We start from the raw sequence: 21,302 nt of genomic DNA, 5'->3' as shown, positions 1-21,302 counted from the left end.
TTTTATCTGACTAATAAGCTATGATAAATTTATAAAATTTAAGAAATTCATCTTCGGGGTAGGGTGCAATTCCCAACCGGCAGTAAATAAAGCCTGCGACCCATTTTATTATATATAATAAAATGGCTGATCTAGTGAAAATCTAGAGCCGACAGTAAAGTCTGGATGGGAGAAGATGGAGGACATGATTTGTTGTGCAATTTATTCCTCCTATTCTATGTAAGATGAATGGAAGGAGACAATTAAATATGCATCAACAAACAAAAAGACTCATTACCATAAGTATGTTGAGTGCGGTGGCTTTCATTTTAATGTTTATAAAATTTCCAATACCATTTTTGCCACCTTATTTAACGTTAGATTTTGGTGATGTTCCCGCATTATTAGCAACATTTATTTTAGGGCCTGTAGCAGGTCTTATTGTAGAATTCATAAAAAATTTACTCAACTTTTTATTTAACATAGGTGATCCAGTTGGACCAGTTGCAAATTTTTTAGCAGCATCTAGCTTTTTATTAACAGCTTATTTTGTAACGAAATATAAAGATAAAATTAAGTCACAAATTGTTGGACTAAGTATTGCGACAGTAGTTATGACAATTGTATTAAGTATACTGAACTATTTCGTTTTACTCCCACTGTATGGCATGATTATGAATCTATCTGACGTTGTTGAAAATGTAAAAATCGTCATCGTATCTGGTGTGATTCCCTTTAACATCATTAAAGGTATTGTCATCTCTATCATATTTATTTTGTTATACAACAGACTAAAAAATGTCTTACCTAAATAAAATTAAATAAAAGAAAGATAGACAAAACGAGCCATGATATATTAATATCACGACTCGTTTTATCTATCGCTTTAAAAAAATAAAAAGTTAGCAAATGTCACAGTGATGACGTTACTAACATGGTTGTATATAAATACTATTTTGCAATAATAGCATTATTCAAATTTTAATGCATCGCCATCAAATGATTCCTCTTCAATTTTAATTGAATCCGTAGGACAACCATCTAATGCATCTTCCATATCTTCATATAGTTCTTCTGGCACTTCCGCAGTACCTTGATTATCATCTAGAATAACATATGCAATACCTTCGTCATCATAGTCATAAATATCAGGGGCAGCGGCACCACAAGCACCACATGCAATGCATGTATCCATATCTACAATTGTATATTTAGCCAATTTCTTCGCCTCCTTTGACAAAAATGCTACAATAATTACACAAATATTATTGTAATCACAGTTTATCGTTTTTTCAAATGTTTTCGATTTATAAGATGAGGGAGCGTCTATGTATAATATAATTCATTTTGCATACACAAATGCACATAATTACAAAACCGAAAAAAGTATATTTAATATTATCACAGGGAAAAAGTCTCATCAAACCTTTTTTGACGCCTGTAGTCAACAACTATTGTCATTGTATCATAGCTTACCTAATTTAAAATATCCGTCGTTTGAGCGATATTCTAATAATTTTAACATTGAAACAGCGCAATATCAAAGTATCATTAATCATCCTCGACACACATACGACAGTCTTGTGAACACGTTTAATGCAATTCAATTGTTAACTCAGACACTTTCCAATACTGGCCATGCTATTTATGAATTTGTACCGATCACACAACATCGTACTGTGCAAAAACAAGTTAAACAACTATATAAAAAAATAACAGATGAAGATTTAAAATCTCAATTCATCGAAGAACTTACAAACTTATTTCATACGTTATCAGAAAAAAACAATCATGTTTATCTCCATTACTATTTACAAGGTTTTGAAGAAAGCATGTACACTAGACAACAAGTAAGTTTAATTGAATCTGTATCTCAAGAACACTTATATGAATTGGAAATAAGAGATTTAGTTACTTTAATGTATGAAATAGAAGATGATTCACAATATCCTTTATTAAATCAACTTATTATATTACCTGCTTTATTACATAAGACAACATTAACTTATGAAGGTATAAAACAAGGCATGCATTTTGATAAATTAGCAGCTCAACAAAATGTTAAACAAAATACGATACAAGATCATATCTTAGAATTATTTATCAAAGGTTATTTAACAGATTATCCTTCATTTTTAATACATAAAACTTATGAACAATTTATTCCACATTACTTGTCAAACCGTAGTGAACGTTTAAGAAATTATAAAACTATATTTCCAGATCTTAGTTATTTTGAAATTAAATTAATCATTGTTGGCATTGAAAGAGGTGATTTGCATGCTTAATGAAGCGTTAAAAAAACACTTTGGTTTTGATACTTTTAAACCTGGACAAAAAGAAATCATAACGCATGTACTTGAAAAGAAAGATACATTAGGTATTTTACCAACTGGAAGTGGCAAAAGCCTATGCTATCAATTGCCAACATATATAAATCAACAACCAACACTAATCATCTCTCCATTAATCTCATTAATGGATGATCAAGTCATGCAACTTAAACTACATGGTGAGCATCATGTAGCTTGCATTCACTCAGGAATGGATGAACATGAAAGGGCTCAAAACATTAAACAATTGACGAAAAGTCGCTTTATTTTCTTAAGTCCTGAATTTCTACTACAACCTCATAACTTTAAATTAATAAAACATATAAATCTAGGAATCATCGTATTAGATGAGGCACACTGTCTCTCAGAATGGGGTTATGATTTCCGACCGCATTACGCCTTAGTTGGCAAAATCGTCAACCATTTTCATAACGCTACTGTATTAGCTTTAACAGCAACAGCACCATCCTATTTAACATTTGATTTAAAGCAAATATTAAATAAATCTTTTCATATCGTAAAGACAACCATGAATAGAGATAATATTTCGTTATCGCATAAAAACTTTGCTGATGATGATGAGAAGTTGAAATGGTTACTACCTTCATTAGAACACGCTGGTCCAACAATTATCTATGTATCATCTAAAAAAATGTGTCTATTATTAGCGCAACAAATATACAACTATGGCTTTTTAACTGGTATTTATCATGGCGACTTATCTTATCAAGAGCGTCATACGGTACAACATCAATTTTTAAATAATGAAATCCCAATCATTGTTGCTACAAGTGCATTTGGTATGGGCATTAATAAAAAAGACATCCGAACAATTATCCATTTTCATTTATCTACAAGTCCTTCTAATTATATGCAAGAAATAGGTCGTGCTGGTCGTGACGGGGGACAAAGTCAAGCCATTAGTCTTTATCAACCAGATGATCGCTTTTTATTAGAAACACTATTATTTACCGATATGATAACGATGGAGGATGTTGAAATATTCGAACTCGGTCAATTTTTGCCTCCTGAAAAATCAGAAGTTCTACAAATACTTTATAGCTATTATACATATCAACAATTACGTAATATATTCGAGATTTCATACAAACGTAAACATTTAGGATATATGCGCATGTTAGGCTATAAGCATCTTGATCAATGTCGACGTGCTTATATGATAGAATTTTTTAATGAACAATTGAGCGAAAAACCAAATCAGTGCTGTGATAATGATTCTGAAATTAATGCAATAAATATATTAAATAGAAAAAAAGTTAAAAGAAAAATGGATTTTAATGAAAAAATACAAAATTTATTTAAATAATAGACAATTACTTTACTTCATATTTTCAATCAAGCTATAATACGGTGTATACACTTGTTTAATAGTAATTTTTCTTCAAAAAGTCATACATATTTACAATCTTTTAGGGTAAAACAGTATATACTTAAATAAAAAAAGGAAGGATGATGAATTTGTCTAACAACAATTTTAAAGATGATTTTGAAAAAAATCGTCAATCCATTGATCCAAAAGAACACCAAGAAAATACTCAAGACTCGGTTAACGATTCAGTTGACAATATAAAAGAGGAAGTGTCTGATAAATCAGATGAACAATTTCCTCCTAGAAATGCTCAACGCAGACAACGTCGAAGAGACACAGCAACAAATCAAAGAGAAGATGAGCAGTCTAACCAAGAACATCACAACGAAAATAATGAAGTTGGTGATCGTGATAATGGTTTACAACACGAAGACAATTCTTCAAGAGATTCAAATGCAGACAAAGAATCTAATGATCCTTCACAAAATAACAATTTGATTCACGAATCATCAAACAATCAGCAATCTGAAAATCGTCATGATATAAACAATGAAAAAGATCAATCTGACAAAGATAGCAATAATAAAAAAGGTGCTGCTATCGCCAGTAGTGGTGCTGCAGGCGTTGGTGCTTATGCTGCTAGTAAACATAACGATGCAGCTTCAAGTTCTAAAGACCATAACGATAAAGCGCATCAACAAAATCAAGATTGGGAACAATCCAATCAAACGAATGATTCGACAGAAACGCAAGATGAAAATACAAACAATCATGATTCTAAGAAAAAAGGTGCTGCTGTAGCAGGTGGCGCTGCCGCTGCTGGAGCTGGTGCTTATGCAGCTGGCAAGCATAAAGGCAAAAAAGATAAAAATGATAATGAACCAGAACAAAATGAATCCAAATCTGACGTTAAAAACGAAGAAAAACATGGTTCTAAGAAAAAAGGTGCTGCTGTAGCAGGCGGTGCAGCAGCTGCTGGTACTGGCGCTGCCGCTGCTTCACATTCTAAATCAAGTACTGGCAATGGTGGTAATGGTAACGGCGGCAACGGCGGAAATGGTAATAATGGTGACAATAACCATGATTCTGAAGATAACAACAAGAAAAAAGGTGGTTTACTTGGTAAACTCCTCCCAATTATAGCAGCTATTTTAATCTTAGCCGCTATAGGTATCTTTGGTGGTATGGCGTTAACAGGTAACAACGATGATAAAGGCAGCGACGATGACAAAAAAGTAGCTGACAACAAAGATAAAGATTCTGATAAAGCTAAAGATGCTGATTCTGATAAAGACAGTAAATCAGATAAAGATAAAGACAAAGCTAAAGATGATGACAATAATCAAGCTACAACAGATTCTGATAGTAGTGATAGCTCTGATAATGCCAATTCTGATTCTGACCAAGGTAACAACGATTCACAAGATCAAGCTAACAGCGATCAAAACCAAGGCACACAAGATGAACAAAATAGTCAAAACAATCAAGATCAACAAAGCGATCAATCACAACAAAATGGTCAAGCTAATAGCAATCAAAATGGTTCATCAGACCAGTCACAAAATGCATCAAACGATAGCAACCAACAAAATAATCAATCTTCAAATAGTAATTCTGGACAACGCACTCACGTTGTAAATGGACAAAATTTATATAGAATTGCGATCCAATACTATGGTGAAGGTACTCCAGAAAATGTAGAAAAAATCAGAGAAGCAAATAATATTCAAGGCAACGATATTCATAATGGTCAACGTCTTGTGATACCACAATAATTTTCTTTACTACTGATAATTTTTATGGATAACTATTAAATAGAGTAGCTATCAAATTATAGATAAACCCTGCGCACATATTTGCGTAGGGTTTATCTATGTTTATTTATCGAGTTAAATATTAAATAATATAATTTTCTTTCAAGCATAAACCTTATGAATTCAATTGTTATAAAGTTTTCAAATTCTTTCATTTGGAATTTTTAAAACTATTGGTATAATATATGGGTGGTAAAAGGAGGACGAATAAAGTATGCAAACAGTTGAAAGTATCATAATAGGTGGCGGTCCTTGTGGATTAAGTGCTGCCATTGAGCAAAAGAAAAAAGGAATAGATACATTAGTTATTGAAAAAGGTAATGTTGTAGACGCGATTTATAATTATCCTACACACCAAACATTCTTTTCTTCTAGTGACAAATTAAGTATTGGGGACATACCTTTTATAGTTGAAGAAAGCAAGCCGCATAGAAATCAAGCACTGGTTTATTATAGAGCTGTAGTTAAACACCATCAGTTACGAATCAATGCTTTCGAAGAAGTCCTCACTGTAAAAAAAATCAATAACCGTTTCACAATTACAACTACGAAAGATGTTTATCAATGTAGATTTCTCACTGTAGCAACAGGATACTATGGACATCACAATCAACTTGAAGTCGAAGGTGCAGAACTTTCAAAAGTAATGCATTATTTTAAAGAGGCGCATCCTTACTTCGATCAAAATGTTGTCATCATAGGCGGTAAAAACTCAGCAGTCGATGCTGCTTTAGAACTTGAAAAAGCAGGCGCAAATGTCACAGTTATTTATCGTGGCAATGAATATCCAAAAGCGATCAAACCATGGATACTTCCTAATTTCGAATCGCTTGTACGCCATGAAAAAATCGATATGGCATTTAATGCAAATGTCACTAAAATTACTGAGGATAGTGTTTTCTATGAACAGGGTGGCCAAACATTTGAGATAGCCAATGACTATGTGTTTGCCATGATTGGTTATCACCCAGATTACGAATTCTTACAATCTATCGGCATTGAAATTAATCAAAATGAATATGGTATTGCACCTGTATATAATAAAGAAACATATGAAACTAATGTTGAAAATTGCTATATAGCTGGTGTCATAGCTGCTGGTAATGATGCAAATACAATTTTTATTGAAAATGGCAAATACCATGGCGGTATTATTACACAAAGTATCTTATCAAAAAAACAAACACCTTTAGAATCTTAAATTCCTAAGATATAAAAAGCTGAGACAACTAAAAATTGTCTCAGCTTTTTATAATTCAAATAGTATACTTAATCATTTTAAAGTTGTGATTCAAAGTATCGTTTTAATTGTTTAAATGTTAAATCATTACTTAATCCAACTAGAAGTTTTAACCTAGCTTTAGGAGCATTTAAACCATTTGAGAAAATAACACCTTTATCTGTTAAGGTTGCACCGCCACCTTCATAAGCATAAATTGGTCCTACAATACCGTTAAATGATCTAGATACTAAAATTATAGGTATGTTTTTATCTAAACATTTGTCTAGTCCTTCCAAACTTGTTGGTGGTAAATTACCTTGTCCAAGCGCTTCAATGATGATGCCATCAACATTATTATCACTATGAAACGTTAACACATCACTATTCATTCCCATATATGCCTTAACTAATGGAATATTTAAAGTATGGTCTATTTCATTTAAGATAAGATGCTCATATGGTTTATGGTGAAATTGAACGCTATTTTTAGTGACAACACCTAGTGGGCCATGATTAGGGCTTTGAAAAGTATTTGTATTTGATGTATGTGTTTTCGTAACGTTACGCGCAGTATGAATTTCATCATTAAACACTACCATGACACCCATATCTGAAGACTCGTCACTTGTTGCAACACGAATCGCAGATATGAAATTATATAAACCATCTGAACCTATTTCATTTGAAGAACGCATAGCACCAGTAATCGTAATAGGTTTTGAAATATCTGTTGTTAAATCCAGTAAATAAGCTGTTTCTTCTAGCGTATCTGTACCGTGAGTAATAACAAATCCATCATAAGATTCATTTTTAGTTGCTTCCTCAATAATTTCTTTCAACTTTTCCACATATTCAATATTCATATGCGGTGAAGGTACATTGAACGGTGTTATTTCTGTCACATTTGCATATTGCGCAATCACATCTTGATGATTAGATATAGGATTATCTTTATTTGTCACCACTTTGTTAGCTTCATCTTGTGACATGCTTATCGTTCCACCGGTATGTATAACAAGAACATTTTTCATGCTAGCATTCCTCCTATTTATAATATACATATTTATGATAAAATATTATTCATAAAACAACAAGGAAGGGTTACAAAAATGAAATTATTAAATATCGCACTAGATGGACCTGCTGCGGCTGGAAAAAGTACCATCGCTAAATTATTAGCAGCTAAATTATCTATGATTTATGTAGATACAGGCGCAATGTACCGCGCAATAACTTACAAATACTTACAACAAAACAAACCTGAAGATTTTGATCAACTTATAGAAACTACTGAATTGTCTTTAACTTATGATAAAGACAAAGGTCAAAGAGTTATTTTAGATAATCAAGATGTCACTGACTATTTAAGAGAAAACGATGTAACCAATCATGTTTCTTATGTTGCATCTAAAGAAGCGGTTAGAACATTTTCTGTAAACAAACAACAAGAATTAGCAGCTAAAAAAGGCATCGTAATGGATGGAAGAGATATTGGTACCGTTGTATTACCAGATGCAGATTTGAAAGTATATATGATTGCTTCAGTTGAAGAACGTGCAGTTCGAAGACAAAAAGATAATGAAGAACGCGGTATTGTTTCCAATGTTGAACAACTTAAGCAAGAAATTGCTGATCGAGATCAATATGATATGAACCGTGACATATCACCTTTGAAAAAAGCAGATGATGCGATTACAGTTGATACAACAGGAAAGAGCATAGAAATTGTTACACAAGAAATATTAGCACTTGTTCATAAAATTAGTTAATCTCAAATAATAGCTAGATATATAAAGCCCTTTCTTTCCAAATTGTGTAAAAAGGTTATATAATACAATTATCGGGTATAAAACTTACATGAATTTTTATACTAATACGAGCTGCATATAAAGTGAAATTGTAAAAAATAGGTAAAGTTATTTAAAATTTAGTTAGCTAAATGACCCTATTTTACAGCATTTTAACAATTAATATTTGAATTCCTTAATTAAAGTGGAATTTCTTGACAATTTTGTCAGATTATAAGATGTTATAAATATGTAGTGTAATAAGGAGGCAGACAAGATGACTGAAGAGTTTAACGAATCAATGATTAATGACATTAAAGAAGGGGATAAAGTTACAGGCGAAGTTCAAGAAATTGAAGAAAAGCAAGTAATTGTTGCTGTTAATGGTGCAAAATTTAACGGTATTATCCCAATAAGTCAACTTTCAACACATCATATTGATAATCCTAGTGATGCTGTCAAAGTTGGTGATGAAATTGGTGCATATGTTACTAAAGTAGAATATGACGAAGAGAATGAAACGGGTGCTTACATCCTTTCGAAACGTCAACTTGAAACTGAAAAATCATATGAATTTTTACAAGAACAACTAGACAATAACCAAACAATTGAAGCTAAAGTCACTGAAGTTGTTAAAGGTGGTTTAGTGGTTGATGTTGGTCAAAGAGGATTTGTTCCGGCTTCATTAATTTCTACAGATTTCATTGAAGATTTCTCTGATTTTGAAGGTCAAGTTCTTAAATTAAAAGTAGAAGAATTAGACCCTGCAAATAATCGTGTCATTCTTAGTCGTAAAGCAGTAGAGGCATTGGAAAATGCAGAGAAAAAAGATGAATTATTGGAATCACTTAATGAAGGTGACGTTATAGAAGGTAAAGTCGCTCGACTTACAAACTTTGGTGCATTCGTAGATATAGGTGGCGTTGATGGACTTGTTCACGTTTCTGAATTATCACATGAACATGTAAAATCTCCTGAAGATGTGGTTTCAATTGGTGAAACGGTAAATGTGAAAATTAAATCTGTAGACAAAGATTCTGAACGCATTTCTTTATCTATTAAAGATACGTTACCTAGCCCATTTGAATCAATTAAAGGTGAATTCAACGAAGGCGATGTAATCGAAGGCACTGTCGTAAGATTAGCTAACTTTGGTGCATTTGTAGAAATTAAACCTGGTGTACAAGGTTTAGTGCATATTTCTGAAATTAGTCATTCACATATTGGTTCTCCAAGTGAAGCGTTAGAACCTGGCCAAGTCGTAAGTGTCAAAGTGCTTGGTGTAGATGTAGAGAATGAGCGTATTTCGTTATCTATAAAAGCTACCTTACCAAATGAAAATGTTATCGAAAGTGATAGTGAAACAACACAATCCTATTTAGATAATGGTTCTGATGACGAAGATAATCCAACATTGGGTGATGTATTCGGTGATAAATTAAAAGACTTTAAGTTTTAATACAAAGTATGATGCCAATTTTAAATCTTGTCCTAATGATAACTAGGGCAAGATTTCTTTTTTTGCCATAAAATTACAATGTAATAACTATAACAGTCATATTGTTTTAATATTTCTTTTTATTTATCTAACCCGTATGATAGAATTATAGAGATTAAAAAAGAGAGGAAGTTAGTTATGACTAAACCTATAGTAGCAATTGTTGGTAGGCCAAACGTTGGTAAATCGACAATTTTTAATAGAGTCGTAGGCGAGCGTGTATCGATTGTAGAAGATACGCCAGGAGTGACTCGTGATAGAATTTATTCATCAGGTGAATGGTTAACGCACGATTTTAATATCATTGACACGGGTGGTATTGAAATTGGAGATGCACCATTTCAAACTCAAATAAGAGCTCAAGCAGAAGTTGCAATTGATGAAGCTGATGTTATCATTTTCATGGTTAATGTAAGAGAAGGCTTAACTCAAAGTGATGAAATGGTTGCACAAATGTTATATAAATCAAAAAAACCTGTCGTGTTAGCCGTTAATAAAGTCGATAATCCAGAAATGAGAAATGAAATTTATGATTTTTATTCTCTTGGCTTTGGAGATCCATACCCAATATCCGGTTCACATGGACTTGGTCTAGGTGATTTATTAGATGCAGTTGTTAAACATTTTAAAGAAGAAGAACCTGATCCATATGATGACGATACAATTAGATTATCAATTATAGGGCGTCCAAATGTGGGCAAATCAAGTTTAGTGAATGCTATCTTAGGTGAAGACCGCGTCATTGTTTCCAATGTAGCAGGCACAACACGTGATGCTGTAGATACTGAATATAGCTATGATGATCAAGACTATGTATTAATTGATACTGCCGGCATGCGTAAAAAGGGTAAAGTATATGAAAATACTGAAAAATACTCCGTTTTACGTGCACTAAAAGCAATAGAAAGATCGAACGTCATACTTATTGTCATAGATGCTGAACAAGGTATCATAGAACAAGACAAACGTGTTGCAGGATATGCGCATGAAGAAGGAAAAGCCATCGTTATCGTAGTTAATAAATGGGACACGGTAGATAAGGAAACAAATACAATGAAAAAATTCAAGGATGAAGTACGTAAAGAGTTTCAATTCTTGGACTATGCAGAAATAGCATTTGTTTCAGCTAAAGAAAAACAACGTCTTAGAACGTTATTCCCATATATTAAAGAAGCCAGTGAGAATCATAAAAAACGTGTTCAAAGTTCTACACTTAATGAAGTTGTTACTGATGCTATATCAATGAACCCGACACCTACAGACAAAGGACGTCGTTTAAACGTATTTTATGCTACACAAGTTGCAATTGAACCACCAACATTTATCGTTTTTGTCAACGATGTAGAATTGATGCATTTTTCTTATAAACGTTATTTAGAGAATCAAATCAGGGCTGCATTTGGATTTGAAGGTACACCAGTGCATATTATAGCAAGAAAGAGAAATTAATCATCGGAGGGGATAGCATGTCTAAAGTTACCGTTTTTGGTACTGGAAGTTTCGGTACAGCATTAGCAAATGTCTTAGCCGAAAATGGACATCAAGTATTGATGTGGGGGAAAAACGAAACCACAATAAATGAAATTAATGAACAACACATTAATAGTAAATATTTAAAAACCGCTGAGTTAAATGAAGATATTGAAGCAACACTTGATATTGAAACCGCTGTTGCTTTTGCTGATATTTATTTAATGGCACTACCTACCAAAGCGATGAGAGAAGTAGCTCAAACAATTGATTCGTTATTATCTAGTAAGAAAACGTTTATACACGTTGCTAAAGGTATTGAAAATGATACTTATAAACGCGTATCTGAAATGTTAGAAGCTTCTATTTCACCTAAACATAATGCAGGAATTGGCGTACTATCAGGACCAAGTCATGCCGAAGAGGTAGTCATTAAACAACCTACAACAGTAGCAGCTTCTTCAAAATCAGAATCTGTACGACAACTAACACAAGATTTATTTATGAATGATTATTTACGTGTTTACACAAATGAAGATCTCGTAGGTGTTGAACTCGGAGGCGCTCTAAAAAATATCATCGCTGTTGCAAGCGGTGTAATTTCAGGAATGGGCTTCGGAGATAATGCTAAAGCGGCATTGATGACTAGAGGTTTGGCTGAAATTAGTCGTTTAGGCGAAAAATTAGGTGCAAATCCTATTACTTTTCTTGGTTTAGGTGGTATTGGCGATTTAATTGTGACATGTACTTCAACACATTCCAGAAACTATACATTAGGCTATAAATTAGGTGAAGGAAAATCACTTGATACTGCTTTAAATGAAATGAATATGGTTGTGGAAGGTGTATATACTACAAAATCAGTTTACCATTTATCAAAAGAAGTCAATGTTGATATGCCAATAACAACCGCTCTATACAAAGTATTATTCGAAAATAGACCCGTAGATGAAAGCGTTAAAGATTTGATGGGACGAGGAAAGAAAGCAGAATAACAGAGTATAATTACACTTTTCATAAAATATATAACAATTTGCTATCAAAATCCTATTATTTCAACGTTTTTTGCGCATAAATCATTGCAGTAGCAGTAATCGTTGTGTTAAAGTCATACCATAATGATATTAAGTATCATTATAAACCCTAGGGGAGGTGAATTCATAATGAACAAGACAGATTTAATCAATGCTGTAGCAGAGCAAGCTGATTTAACTAAAAAAGAAGCTGGTTTAGCTGTAGATGCAGTATTCGAATCAATTCAATCATCACTTTCTAAAGGTGAAAAAGTACAATTAATTGGATTCGGTAACTTTGAAGTACGCGAACGCGCTGCTCGTAAAGGCCGTAACCCTCAAACTGGTAAAGAAATTGATATCCCTGCAAGCAAAGTTCCAGCATTCAAAGCTGGTAAAGCTTTAAAAGACGCAGTAAAATAATTCTTTACTAAAAGTGAAGCCCTTTTTAAGGGGCTTTTTCTTTTTTTATTAATCTTTTAATTAAATACTTATCAATATAAACAAAAACTTTATGATATCATTTGTGTTAACTACAAACTATATATTCACAATGATTTAAGATACAATGAAACTAAAATTAATACATACGATGAAATAAATCACAGTTCAGACTAAGACAAGCACATTCGTTTTAGTCTGAATTATAATGTGAACAACTGGTGATTGGATTAAAACAGCTTTAAATCAGTCATTTCAAGCACTAGCCATTCTTTCCAAATTGAGAAGACGAAACTTTTTTAGCAAAATGATATAAGTAGTTCTTACGCTTTTTTTATATATAATGCACGATTATTGTTAACTATGGTTTTCGTTGATTTTATTTTTCTCTATATAATGTTAATATGTATATGGATAATAACGTGAGGTGTGAACATGGAAACGACATTAAACATATTAGAAACACAAATTACACAGCGACTTCGCGGTGTAAATCATTATGAATCAATCTATATAAATAAAACGTTGGCACAAATTCTTGATTCTTATGATATACCACAAGAAGCTAAATTAGCTTGCCTCACAATAGATACAGCAATGCGTCACTTAGACGAAGTTTCTACAACTTTATCGTCTAAAAAATCTATTTTAATAGGTGACTTGTTAAGTGCACATTTTTATACATTATTAGCAAATTTAAATGATCCAACTTATCAAAAAGAAATTAGTACAGCCATTGTAGAAGTAAATGAAATGAAATCTTCTATTCACCACGAAGCAATAGATATTAACGCTATTGGAGCATATATATTAAAAATAGAAAATACATTTCCACTAATTACAATAAAACGATTTATTCCAAATGCTGATACTTCTTTTATCAACGATAAATTAATAGCAAATTTAAGTGAAAATCATCCTTCATATTTAAGTAATTATTCTAAAGAAACGTTAGAATCATTTTTAGACCAACTAAAAACTGAAATTCATCAAAAAAGAGGTAATTAATATGGCAGATAATAAAGCAAAAAAAGAACAAGTACATGATGTTTTCCAAAATATTTCTGGTAAATACGATCGACTGAATAACATCATAAGTTTCGAGCAACATAAAACATGGAGAAAGCGCGTAATGAAAGAAATGAATGTGAAGTCTGGATCTAAAGCATTAGATGTTTGTTGTGGAACAGCAGATTGGACAATCTCTTTAAGTAAAGCTGTAGGTCACACTGGAGAGGTCATCGGTGTAGATTTCAGTGAAAACATGTTAGAAGTTGGAAAACGCAAGACCAAAGATATGCATAATATTCAACTTGTTCATGGTGACGCAATGAATTTGCCATTTAAAGATAACGAATTTGATTATGTAACAATCGGTTTTGGTTTAAGAAATGTGCCTGATTATTTAGCAACATTGAAAGAATTAAATCGTGTACTTAAACCAGGTGGTATGATTGTTTGTCTTGAAACAAGTCAACCTACAACGCCAGTATTTAAACAATGTTACAAACTTTATTTTAAATTTGTGATGCCAATTTTTGGTAAAATTTTTGCAAAATCTAAAGATGAATATGAATGGTTACAACAATCAACATTTAATTTTCCAGATAAAGAAAAACTGAAAAGACTATTTAATCAAGCAGGTTTTAGTAATGTTAAAGTCCGTAGCTTTACAGGTGGCGTTGCAGCAATGCACCTTGGCTATAAATAAAAATGAATCAACCAAAGGTGATTAGCGTGTCAAAGTTAAATATAAATAGTGAAATTAAAAAAATAGAAAAACGATTAGAACAGTCAATTAAAAGTCACGATAAAGTACTCGAGGCTGCTTCACATCATTTATTTTCTTCTGGTGGTAAACGCGTTAGACCAGCTTTTGTAATTTTAAGTAGCCAATTCGGCAAAGAAATGAATGAAGATGTTTATCGTGTCGCAGTTACGCTTGAATTAATTCACATGGCTACTTTAGTCCATGATGATGTTATAGATAAAAGCGACAAACGTAGAGGCAGTTTGACGATTTCAAAAAAATGGGATCAAAACACAGCCATACTCACTGGTAATTTCTTACTCGCTCGTGGACTTGAACATATATCCAATATTGAAGCTAATCGTGTACACGCTGTTATTTCTCGCGCCATTGTAGAAGTATGCATGGGAGAACTATATCAGTTTCAGGATCAATTCAATGGACATCAGACAATAACAAACTACTTACGTCGAATTAATCGTAAAACAGCATTGCTCATTCAATTGTCTACAGAAGTAGGTGCAATCACCTCTGGAGCTGACGCAAAAACTGTACATAATCTAAAAATGATTGGCCACTATATAGGTATGAGTTTCCAAATTGTAGATGATATATTAGATTTTACTAGTACTGAGAAAAAACTAGGCAAACCAGTTGGAAGTGACTTGATGAATGGTCATTTAACTTTGCCTGTGCTTTTCGAAATGAGAAAAAATGAAACATTTAAACAACAAATCCAGCAATTAAATTCAGAAACGGATCATGAAACATTCGTTAAACTAATTGATCAAATTAGAAACTCTGATGTCATTGCGCAATCTCAAGCTGTAAGCGACAAATATCTTAATAAGGCTTTACATTTAATTGATGAATTAGATAACGAAGATTCAAAATCATTATTTAAAAAGTTAATTAAAAAAGTTGGTAAAAGAAATGTGTAACTTATGTGAAAAACATTGAAGGCGCTTTAATAACCTGTTAATATATGAATGTGATTCAAAACATATTTTTATTTTTAATACATATTTGTGTACATTAATTTATTAATCGTACACTGATACATAACAAACAGGGGGCAGCACACACAATGGAAAGAACATTTTTAATGATTAAACCAGATGCAGTACAAAGAAATTTGATAGGGGAAATTATTTCTCGCATTGAAAGGAAAGGTCTCAAATTAGTTGGTGGTAAATTTATGACTGTACCACAATCACTAGCTGAAGAGCATTATGCTGAACATACTGACAAACCGTTCTATAAACATTTAATTAGTTTTATAACATCTGCACCAGTATTTGCGATGGTTGTTGAAGGTGAAGATGCAGTACATGTAGCTCGTCATATTATAGGTAAAACAAACCCATCAGAAGCTACGCCAGGTACAATTAGAGGAGACCTTGGTTTAACAGTAGGAAGAAATATTATACATGGCTCAGATTCAGTTGAGTCAGCAAATAAAGAGATTAATCTTTGGTTTAAGGCTGATGAGTTAAGTGAGTACTCAGAGTCTAGAGAATCTTGGTTATACGAATAATCATTAAAAATTGTAAATACCAATAATTAAACTGATTAGATCATTGTATCTAATCAGTTTTTTATATGTACAAAACAAATTTTCCACTCGTTTTACATGACTATAGTAATCAAGTACAGGATTTAATATAATTTAAATAACTCAAGTGTTACACTTGTAAAATAATAATATTAGAAGTCATTTTTATGAATATTCAGCAATTATTAATTTTCCTATTAATTTGAACTATTGAATATGATAAGATATAGAACATATATTAATTTAAAGTACTAAAGAACGGAGTGGGCAAAGTATGAGATATTTAACTTCTGGTGAGTCACATGGACCTCAACTAACGGTGATTATTGAAGGCGTGCCAGCTAATTTAGAAATTAATGTAGCTGATATAAATGAAGAAATGTTTAAAAGACAAGGTGGATATGGGCGTGGTCGCCGTATGCAAATTGAAAAAGATGCTGTTGAGATTGTTTCAGGTGTGAGAAATGGTTATACACTTGGAAGCCCAATTACACTGATTGTTACAAATGATGACTTCACACATTGGAAAAAAATAATGGGCGCAGACCCAATTAGCGAGGAAGATCAAGATAATATGAAACGTGTTATCACTAAACCTCGTCCTGGTCATGCAGATTTAATCGGTGGGATGAAATACAATCACAGAGATTTAAGAAATGTATTAGAACGCTCATCTGCACGTGAAACAGCAGCACGTGTTGCTGTAGGTGCCGTTTCAAAAATACTTTTAAAACAATTAGATATTAACTTTTATAGTAGAGTAGTAGAAATTGGTGGAGTTAAAGATGATTTAGAATATGACTTAGATACAATCAAATCAAATATCGATAAAAATGATGTGCGTGTCGTTAATGATGAAATCGCGCAAACGATGCGAGATAAAATCGATGCTGCTAAAAAAGCTGGTGATACAATCGGTGGCGTTGTACAAACAATCATTGAAGGTGTACCGGTTGGAATTGGTAGCTATGTACATTATGATCGTAAACTAGACGGTCGAATTGCACAGGGTGTTGTAAGCATCAATGCGTTTAAAGGCGTTAGTTTTGGTGAAGGGTTTAAAGCAGCTGAAAAACCTGGAAGTGAAATTCAAGATGAGATATTATACGATACAACAAATGGGTATTATAGAGGCTCAAACCATTTAGGCGGCTTTGAAGGCGGCATGTCTAATGGAATGCCAATCGTTGTTAATGGCGTAATGAAACCTATTCCGACACTATACAAACCATTAAATTCAGTAGATATTAATACTAAAGAATCATTTAAAGCATCTATTGAGCGTTCTGATAGTTGTGCTGTACCTGCAGCCAGTGTTGTTGTTGAAAACGTAGTCGCATTTGAATTAGCAAAAGCATTGCTCGAAGAATTTCAATGTAATCATATTGAACAGCTTCAATCACAAATCAAAGAACGTCGTTTATTAAATATAGAATACTAAAATGTAACTAAAAAATTAACAGATTATTGAGGTGATTACATGAAACTAGAAACAACTTATAAATCTAATAATTATCCTATCATTGTAGAACACCAAGCAATAGACCATTTACATCAGTTTATCAAAGACTATGAAGATGTCGTACTTGTTGTCGATGAACATGTAAACCATGATTGGCACGAATTGTTAGATTTTATCACTTCTGAAAATAATGCGCATAAATTGATCATTCCTTCAGGAGAAACGACAAAAACCTTATCATTTTATGAAAAGACCATCGAATCATTATTAGCTAAACAATTAACGCGTGATACATGTCTCATTGCGATCGGTGGTGGTGCTACTGGTGATTTCACAGGTTTTCTTGCTGCGACTTTATTAAGAGGTGTTGATTTCATTCAAGTTCCAACAACTATTTTGGCACATGATTCAAGTGTGGGTGGCAAGGTAGGGATTAATTCTAAACATGGTAAAAATCTAATAGGCGCTTTTTATAGACCTAAAGCTGTTATTTATGACCTGAATTTTTTAGAAACATTACCTTACACTGAGATATTAAGTGGTTATGCAGAAGTTTATAAACATGCCTTACTAAACGATATAACGTCTGTAAATAATATTGAAGCACAGTATCCAAATGAACAAGCACTTGCTTCGTTAAAGGATATTGAATATTTTCTATATAAAGGTATAGAAACAAAGCTAAATATTATTGTTCAAGATGAAAAAGAATCTAATGTACGTAAATATCTAAATTTGGGGCATACTTTTGGACATGCTGTTGAGTATCAATTTAAAATCCCACATGGTCACGCCGTCATGATAGGTATAATTTATCAATTTATAGTTTCTAATATCATATTAAATACACATTATGATATTTCACATTATATTCAGTATTTAAAATCACTAAACTATCCGTTAGAAGTCATCCAATCATTTGAATTTAATTCATTGTATGGATTAATGTTAAAAGATAAAAAAAATGATCAACAAGGTGTGCAAATGGTGCTTTTAAATGCTATTGGGGATCCTCAAGTCAAACACGTAGATAAAGCCACACTTTCACAAGCTTTTGAAATATTCACAACACATTTTGAAAAGTAGGTGCCTAAAAATTGTCAAATAGTAAATTAGTAAAAATTAACGGACCACTTGTTGGGGAAATCGAAGTACCTGGCGATAAATCAATGACACATAGAGCGATTATGTTAGGTTCGCTTGCAACTGGAAAATCAACCATTTATAAGCCGCTTCTAGGTGAAGATTGTCTTCGTACAGTCGAAATATTTAAACTTCTAGGCGTTCAAATTGAAGTCAATGAAGATAAAATCGAAATTGATTCACCTGGCTATAAGTATTTCAAAACACCACACCAAGTGTTATATACTGGGAATTCTGGTACAACGACGCGTTTAGTCGCCGGATTATTATGCGGACTCGGCATAGAAACAGTCTTATCTGGGGACGAATCTATTGGTAAACGCCCAATGGATAGAATTATGAAACCATTAAGATACATGAATGCAAATATTACTGGAATTAATGATAATTATACGCCACTGATTATTAAACCTGCTTCTATCAGCGGTATTACTTATGAAATGGAAGTAGCCAGCGCACAAGTTAAAAGTGCAATTCTTTTTGCAAGTCTTTTTGCTAATGAACCAACGAAAATTAAAGAATTTGATACAACACGAAATCATACAGAAACGATGTTTGAACATTTCAATATACCTATTGCTGTAAATAATGACATTATTGAAATGCCAAGTCTTGGTATCGAACATATTAAACCTGCTGATTTTCACGTACCAGGTGACATATCGTCCGCAGCATACTTTATTGTTGCTGGCTTGATTACGCCGGGCAGTGATATTACAATTCACAATGTTGGCATTAACCCTACACGTTCAGGTATCATAGATATCGTGACACAAATGGAAGGGAATATCACATTGTTTAATCAAACAGATAATCCAGAACCAACAGCATCAATTCGCGTGCAATATTCACCTAATATGAAACCTATTCATATTGATGGTGACCTTGTACCTAGAGCGATTGATGAGATTCCAATTGTAGCCTTACTTTGTACGCAAGCGAATGGTACAAGTATTGTAAAAGAAGCGGAAGAACTTAAAGTTAAAGAAACAAACCGCATTGATACGACCGCAAATATGCTTAATTTGTTAGGGTTTACATTGCAACCAACGAATGATGGTTTAATCATCCACCCATCTGCATTTGAACAAACGGCGACAGTTAACAGTTTCACTGATCATCGTATTGGAATGATGTTAGCCATCGCGTCATTGTTATCAAATGAAGCACTACCAATCGAGCAATTTGATGCTGTCAATGTTTCTTTCCCAGGTTTCTTACCAAAGTTAAAACAATTAGAAAAAGAGGGATAATAGTATGGAAGATATCTACAAACTCATAGACGATATCAACTTACAAAAATTAGATAACCTAGATACACGGGTAAATGATGCATTAAGTTCCCCTAAAGACGATGCATTATTTATTCTTGGTGAAACGTTATATAATTATGGTTTAATGCCTCAGGGCTTAGAAGTGTTCCGTACGCTTTACCACAAATATCCTGATGAAAGTGAACTATTAATCTATTTCATCGAAGGGTTAATGTCTGAGAACCATACTGATGAAGCCTTAGAGTATTTAAGTGAAGTGGAAATGTCCACTGAAAGATTAATGTTAGAAGCTGATTTATATCAACAATTAAATATGCTTGAAGTTGCAATTAGTAAACTTGATGAAGCAATTGACATTGAACCAAATGATCCAATTATTCATTATGCATTAGCAGAATTATTATACTATGACGGACAGTATTTAAGAGCTACGTCTGAATACGAAACTGTCCTTGAAACAGGCGAATATGAAGTAAATGGCGTGAATTTATTTTCACGTCTAGCTGACTGTAGTTTGCAAAGTGGGAATTATAGCGATGCTATCAAAATGTTTGATGAAATTAGTGAAGACGAGATGGACTCTGAAGACTATTTTAAAAAAGCAATTGCTTATGAAAAAAATGATCTTACGCAAGAGGCAATTAATTTAGTACAGACTTTATTATCTAAAGATCCTGATTTCTTACAAGCTTATTTTTATTTACAACAATTATATGAAAATGAACACAACCATGCAGATGCAATTGAAATTGGTAAAGAAGGTTTGCGCTTAACACAATTTTATAAAGAATTAATGGTCTCTACAGGAACAATTCAAATAGAGCATGGCGATGCAAATGAAGGTGTCCAATTGCTTATTCAAGCATTAGAAGTAGATAATGCATACCAAGAACCTTTACTAATATTAAGTGATTTATATAGACAAGAAGAAGATTACGAATCACTCATAGGATTACTACAATATGTTGACGAAGAAGACTTGGATCCTGTCTTTATGTGGCATCTTGCCTATGCACTTGGCCAAGAAGAACGAGATAAAGAAGCGCAACACTTTTTCGAATTAGCGTATACGACGTTACAAACACAATCAGCATTTTTAAGTGATTACTATTATTATTTGATTGAAATTGGCCAAATTAAACAAGCCAAAATGATTTTAGACCAATTATTAGAATTAGAGCCTAGTAATGAAACTTGGCACGACGAAGCTGAAAGATTACTATCTTTCTAA

The 21,302-nt window shown here is 32.8% G+C and carries 20 protein-coding genes and 1 riboswitch; of the genes, 18 read left to right on the top strand and 2 right to left on the bottom strand.

Going from position 1 to position 21,302, the window contains the following annotated elements; all coding sequences use genetic code 11:
* Nucleotides 1-45: 45 nt before the first annotated feature.
* A riboswitch (FMN riboswitch) is annotated at nucleotides 46-181 on the top strand.
* A gap of 67 nt (nucleotides 182-248) precedes the next feature.
* Nucleotides 249-794 carry an ECF transporter S component gene (locus L987_RS07320; RefSeq protein ID WP_037538408.1) on the top strand — a complete coding sequence of 182 codons (546 nt, stop codon included), beginning with the start codon at nucleotides 249-251 and terminating at the stop codon, nucleotides 792-794.
* Nucleotides 795-949: 155 nt separating this feature from the next.
* Here the strand turns inward: L987_RS07320 and L987_RS07315 are convergent, their stop codons facing one another.
* Complete coding sequence (locus tag L987_RS07315; RefSeq protein ID WP_002483238.1) at nucleotides 950-1,198, bottom strand: ferredoxin; 249 nt, start codon at nucleotides 1,196-1,198, stop codon at nucleotides 950-952.
* Nucleotides 1,199-1,307: 109 nt separating this feature from the next.
* Between L987_RS07315 and L987_RS07310 the strand changes: the two genes are divergently transcribed.
* The 4 genes from L987_RS07310 to ypdA all read left to right on the top strand — a co-directional run bounded on the left by L987_RS07310 (nucleotide 1,308) and on the right by ypdA (nucleotide 6,657).
* Entirely contained in the window at nucleotides 1,308-2,267 is a 960-nt protein-coding gene (locus L987_RS07310; RefSeq protein WP_047503872.1) for a helix-turn-helix domain-containing protein, read from the top strand.
* Nucleotides 2,260-3,639 (top strand): RecQ family ATP-dependent DNA helicase, encoded by a 1,380-nt coding sequence (locus tag L987_RS07305; protein WP_047503869.1) that lies wholly within the window; start codon nucleotides 2,260-2,262, stop codon nucleotides 3,637-3,639. Before L987_RS07310 ends, L987_RS07305 begins: the two co-directional genes overlap by 8 nt.
* A gap of 146 nt (nucleotides 3,640-3,785) precedes the next feature.
* Complete coding sequence (gene ebpS / locus L987_RS07300; protein ID WP_052190975.1) at nucleotides 3,786-5,417, top strand: elastin-binding protein EbpS; 1,632 nt, start codon at nucleotides 3,786-3,788, stop codon at nucleotides 5,415-5,417.
* A 253-nt stretch (nucleotides 5,418-5,670) separates the two neighbouring features.
* On the top strand, nucleotides 5,671-6,657 hold the full coding sequence (ypdA, locus tag L987_RS07295) for a bacillithiol disulfide reductase YpdA (RefSeq protein WP_047503866.1): 987 nt from the start codon (nucleotides 5,671-5,673) through the stop codon (nucleotides 6,655-6,657).
* Nucleotides 6,658-6,734: 77 nt separating this feature from the next.
* On the opposite strand, the gene L987_RS07290 is transcribed toward ypdA, so the two are convergent.
* Nucleotides 6,735-7,709: an asparaginase gene (locus L987_RS07290; RefSeq protein ID WP_047503863.1), complete on the bottom strand. Its 975-nt coding sequence runs from the start codon at nucleotides 7,707-7,709 to the stop codon at nucleotides 6,735-6,737.
* Nucleotides 7,710-7,787: 78 nt separating this feature from the next.
* On the opposite strand from L987_RS07290, the gene cmk reads away from it, so the two are divergent.
* From cmk to L987_RS07225, 13 genes are all read left to right on the top strand, one after another.
* Nucleotides 7,788-8,447: a (d)CMP kinase gene (gene cmk, locus L987_RS07285; RefSeq protein WP_002483244.1), complete on the top strand. Its 660-nt coding sequence runs from the start codon at nucleotides 7,788-7,790 to the stop codon at nucleotides 8,445-8,447.
* 295 nt (nucleotides 8,448-8,742) lie between these two features.
* Entirely contained in the window at nucleotides 8,743-9,924 is a 1,182-nt protein-coding gene (gene rpsA, locus L987_RS07280) for a 30S ribosomal protein S1 (protein ID WP_002483245.1), read from the top strand.
* A gap of 177 nt (nucleotides 9,925-10,101) precedes the next feature.
* On the top strand, nucleotides 10,102-11,412 hold the full coding sequence (gene der / locus L987_RS07275; RefSeq protein WP_002483246.1) for a ribosome biogenesis GTPase Der: 1,311 nt from the start codon (nucleotides 10,102-10,104) through the stop codon (nucleotides 11,410-11,412).
* A 17-nt stretch (nucleotides 11,413-11,429) separates the two neighbouring features.
* The gene (locus L987_RS07270; protein ID WP_047503860.1) at nucleotides 11,430-12,428 is read left to right on the top strand and encodes an NAD(P)H-dependent glycerol-3-phosphate dehydrogenase; all 999 of its coding nucleotides are present in this window, start codon (nucleotides 11,430-11,432) and stop codon (nucleotides 12,426-12,428) included.
* Nucleotides 12,429-12,596: 168 nt separating this feature from the next.
* Entirely contained in the window at nucleotides 12,597-12,869 is a 273-nt protein-coding gene (locus L987_RS07265) for an HU family DNA-binding protein (RefSeq protein WP_002483248.1), read from the top strand.
* Nucleotides 12,870-13,322: 453 nt separating this feature from the next.
* The gene (locus L987_RS07260; RefSeq protein ID WP_047503856.1) at nucleotides 13,323-13,895 is read left to right on the top strand and encodes a heptaprenyl pyrophosphate synthase subunit A; all 573 of its coding nucleotides are present in this window, start codon (nucleotides 13,323-13,325) and stop codon (nucleotides 13,893-13,895) included.
* Between the two features lies 1 nt (nucleotide 13,896).
* On the top strand, nucleotides 13,897-14,598 hold the full coding sequence (locus tag L987_RS07255) for a demethylmenaquinone methyltransferase (RefSeq protein WP_047503853.1): 702 nt from the start codon (nucleotides 13,897-13,899) through the stop codon (nucleotides 14,596-14,598).
* A gap of 26 nt (nucleotides 14,599-14,624) precedes the next feature.
* A complete protein-coding gene (locus L987_RS07250; protein WP_011303068.1) occupies nucleotides 14,625-15,578 on the top strand; it encodes a polyprenyl synthetase family protein in 954 nt (317 codons plus the stop codon).
* A 146-nt stretch (nucleotides 15,579-15,724) separates the two neighbouring features.
* Complete coding sequence (gene ndk, locus L987_RS07245; protein ID WP_002483252.1) at nucleotides 15,725-16,174, top strand: nucleoside-diphosphate kinase; 450 nt, start codon at nucleotides 15,725-15,727, stop codon at nucleotides 16,172-16,174.
* 292 nt (nucleotides 16,175-16,466) lie between these two features.
* On the top strand, nucleotides 16,467-17,633 hold the full coding sequence (aroC, locus tag L987_RS07240; RefSeq protein ID WP_047503850.1) for a chorismate synthase: 1,167 nt from the start codon (nucleotides 16,467-16,469) through the stop codon (nucleotides 17,631-17,633).
* A gap of 39 nt (nucleotides 17,634-17,672) precedes the next feature.
* A complete protein-coding gene (gene aroB / locus L987_RS07235; RefSeq protein WP_002483254.1) occupies nucleotides 17,673-18,740 on the top strand; it encodes a 3-dehydroquinate synthase in 1,068 nt (355 codons plus the stop codon).
* An 11-nt stretch (nucleotides 18,741-18,751) separates the two neighbouring features.
* The gene (gene aroA, locus L987_RS07230; RefSeq protein ID WP_047503848.1) at nucleotides 18,752-20,050 is read left to right on the top strand and encodes a 3-phosphoshikimate 1-carboxyvinyltransferase; all 1,299 of its coding nucleotides are present in this window, start codon (nucleotides 18,752-18,754) and stop codon (nucleotides 20,048-20,050) included.
* A gap of 4 nt (nucleotides 20,051-20,054) precedes the next feature.
* On the top strand, nucleotides 20,055-21,302 hold the full coding sequence (locus tag L987_RS07225) for a tetratricopeptide repeat protein (RefSeq protein ID WP_047503845.1): 1,248 nt from the start codon (nucleotides 20,055-20,057) through the stop codon (nucleotides 21,300-21,302).

The organism is Staphylococcus sp. ZWU0021, from assembly GCF_000798895.1.
Classification (GTDB): Bacteria; Bacillota; Bacilli; order Staphylococcales; family Staphylococcaceae; genus Staphylococcus; species Staphylococcus saprophyticus.
This window is presented reverse-complemented; position numbering and strand designations above follow the sequence as displayed.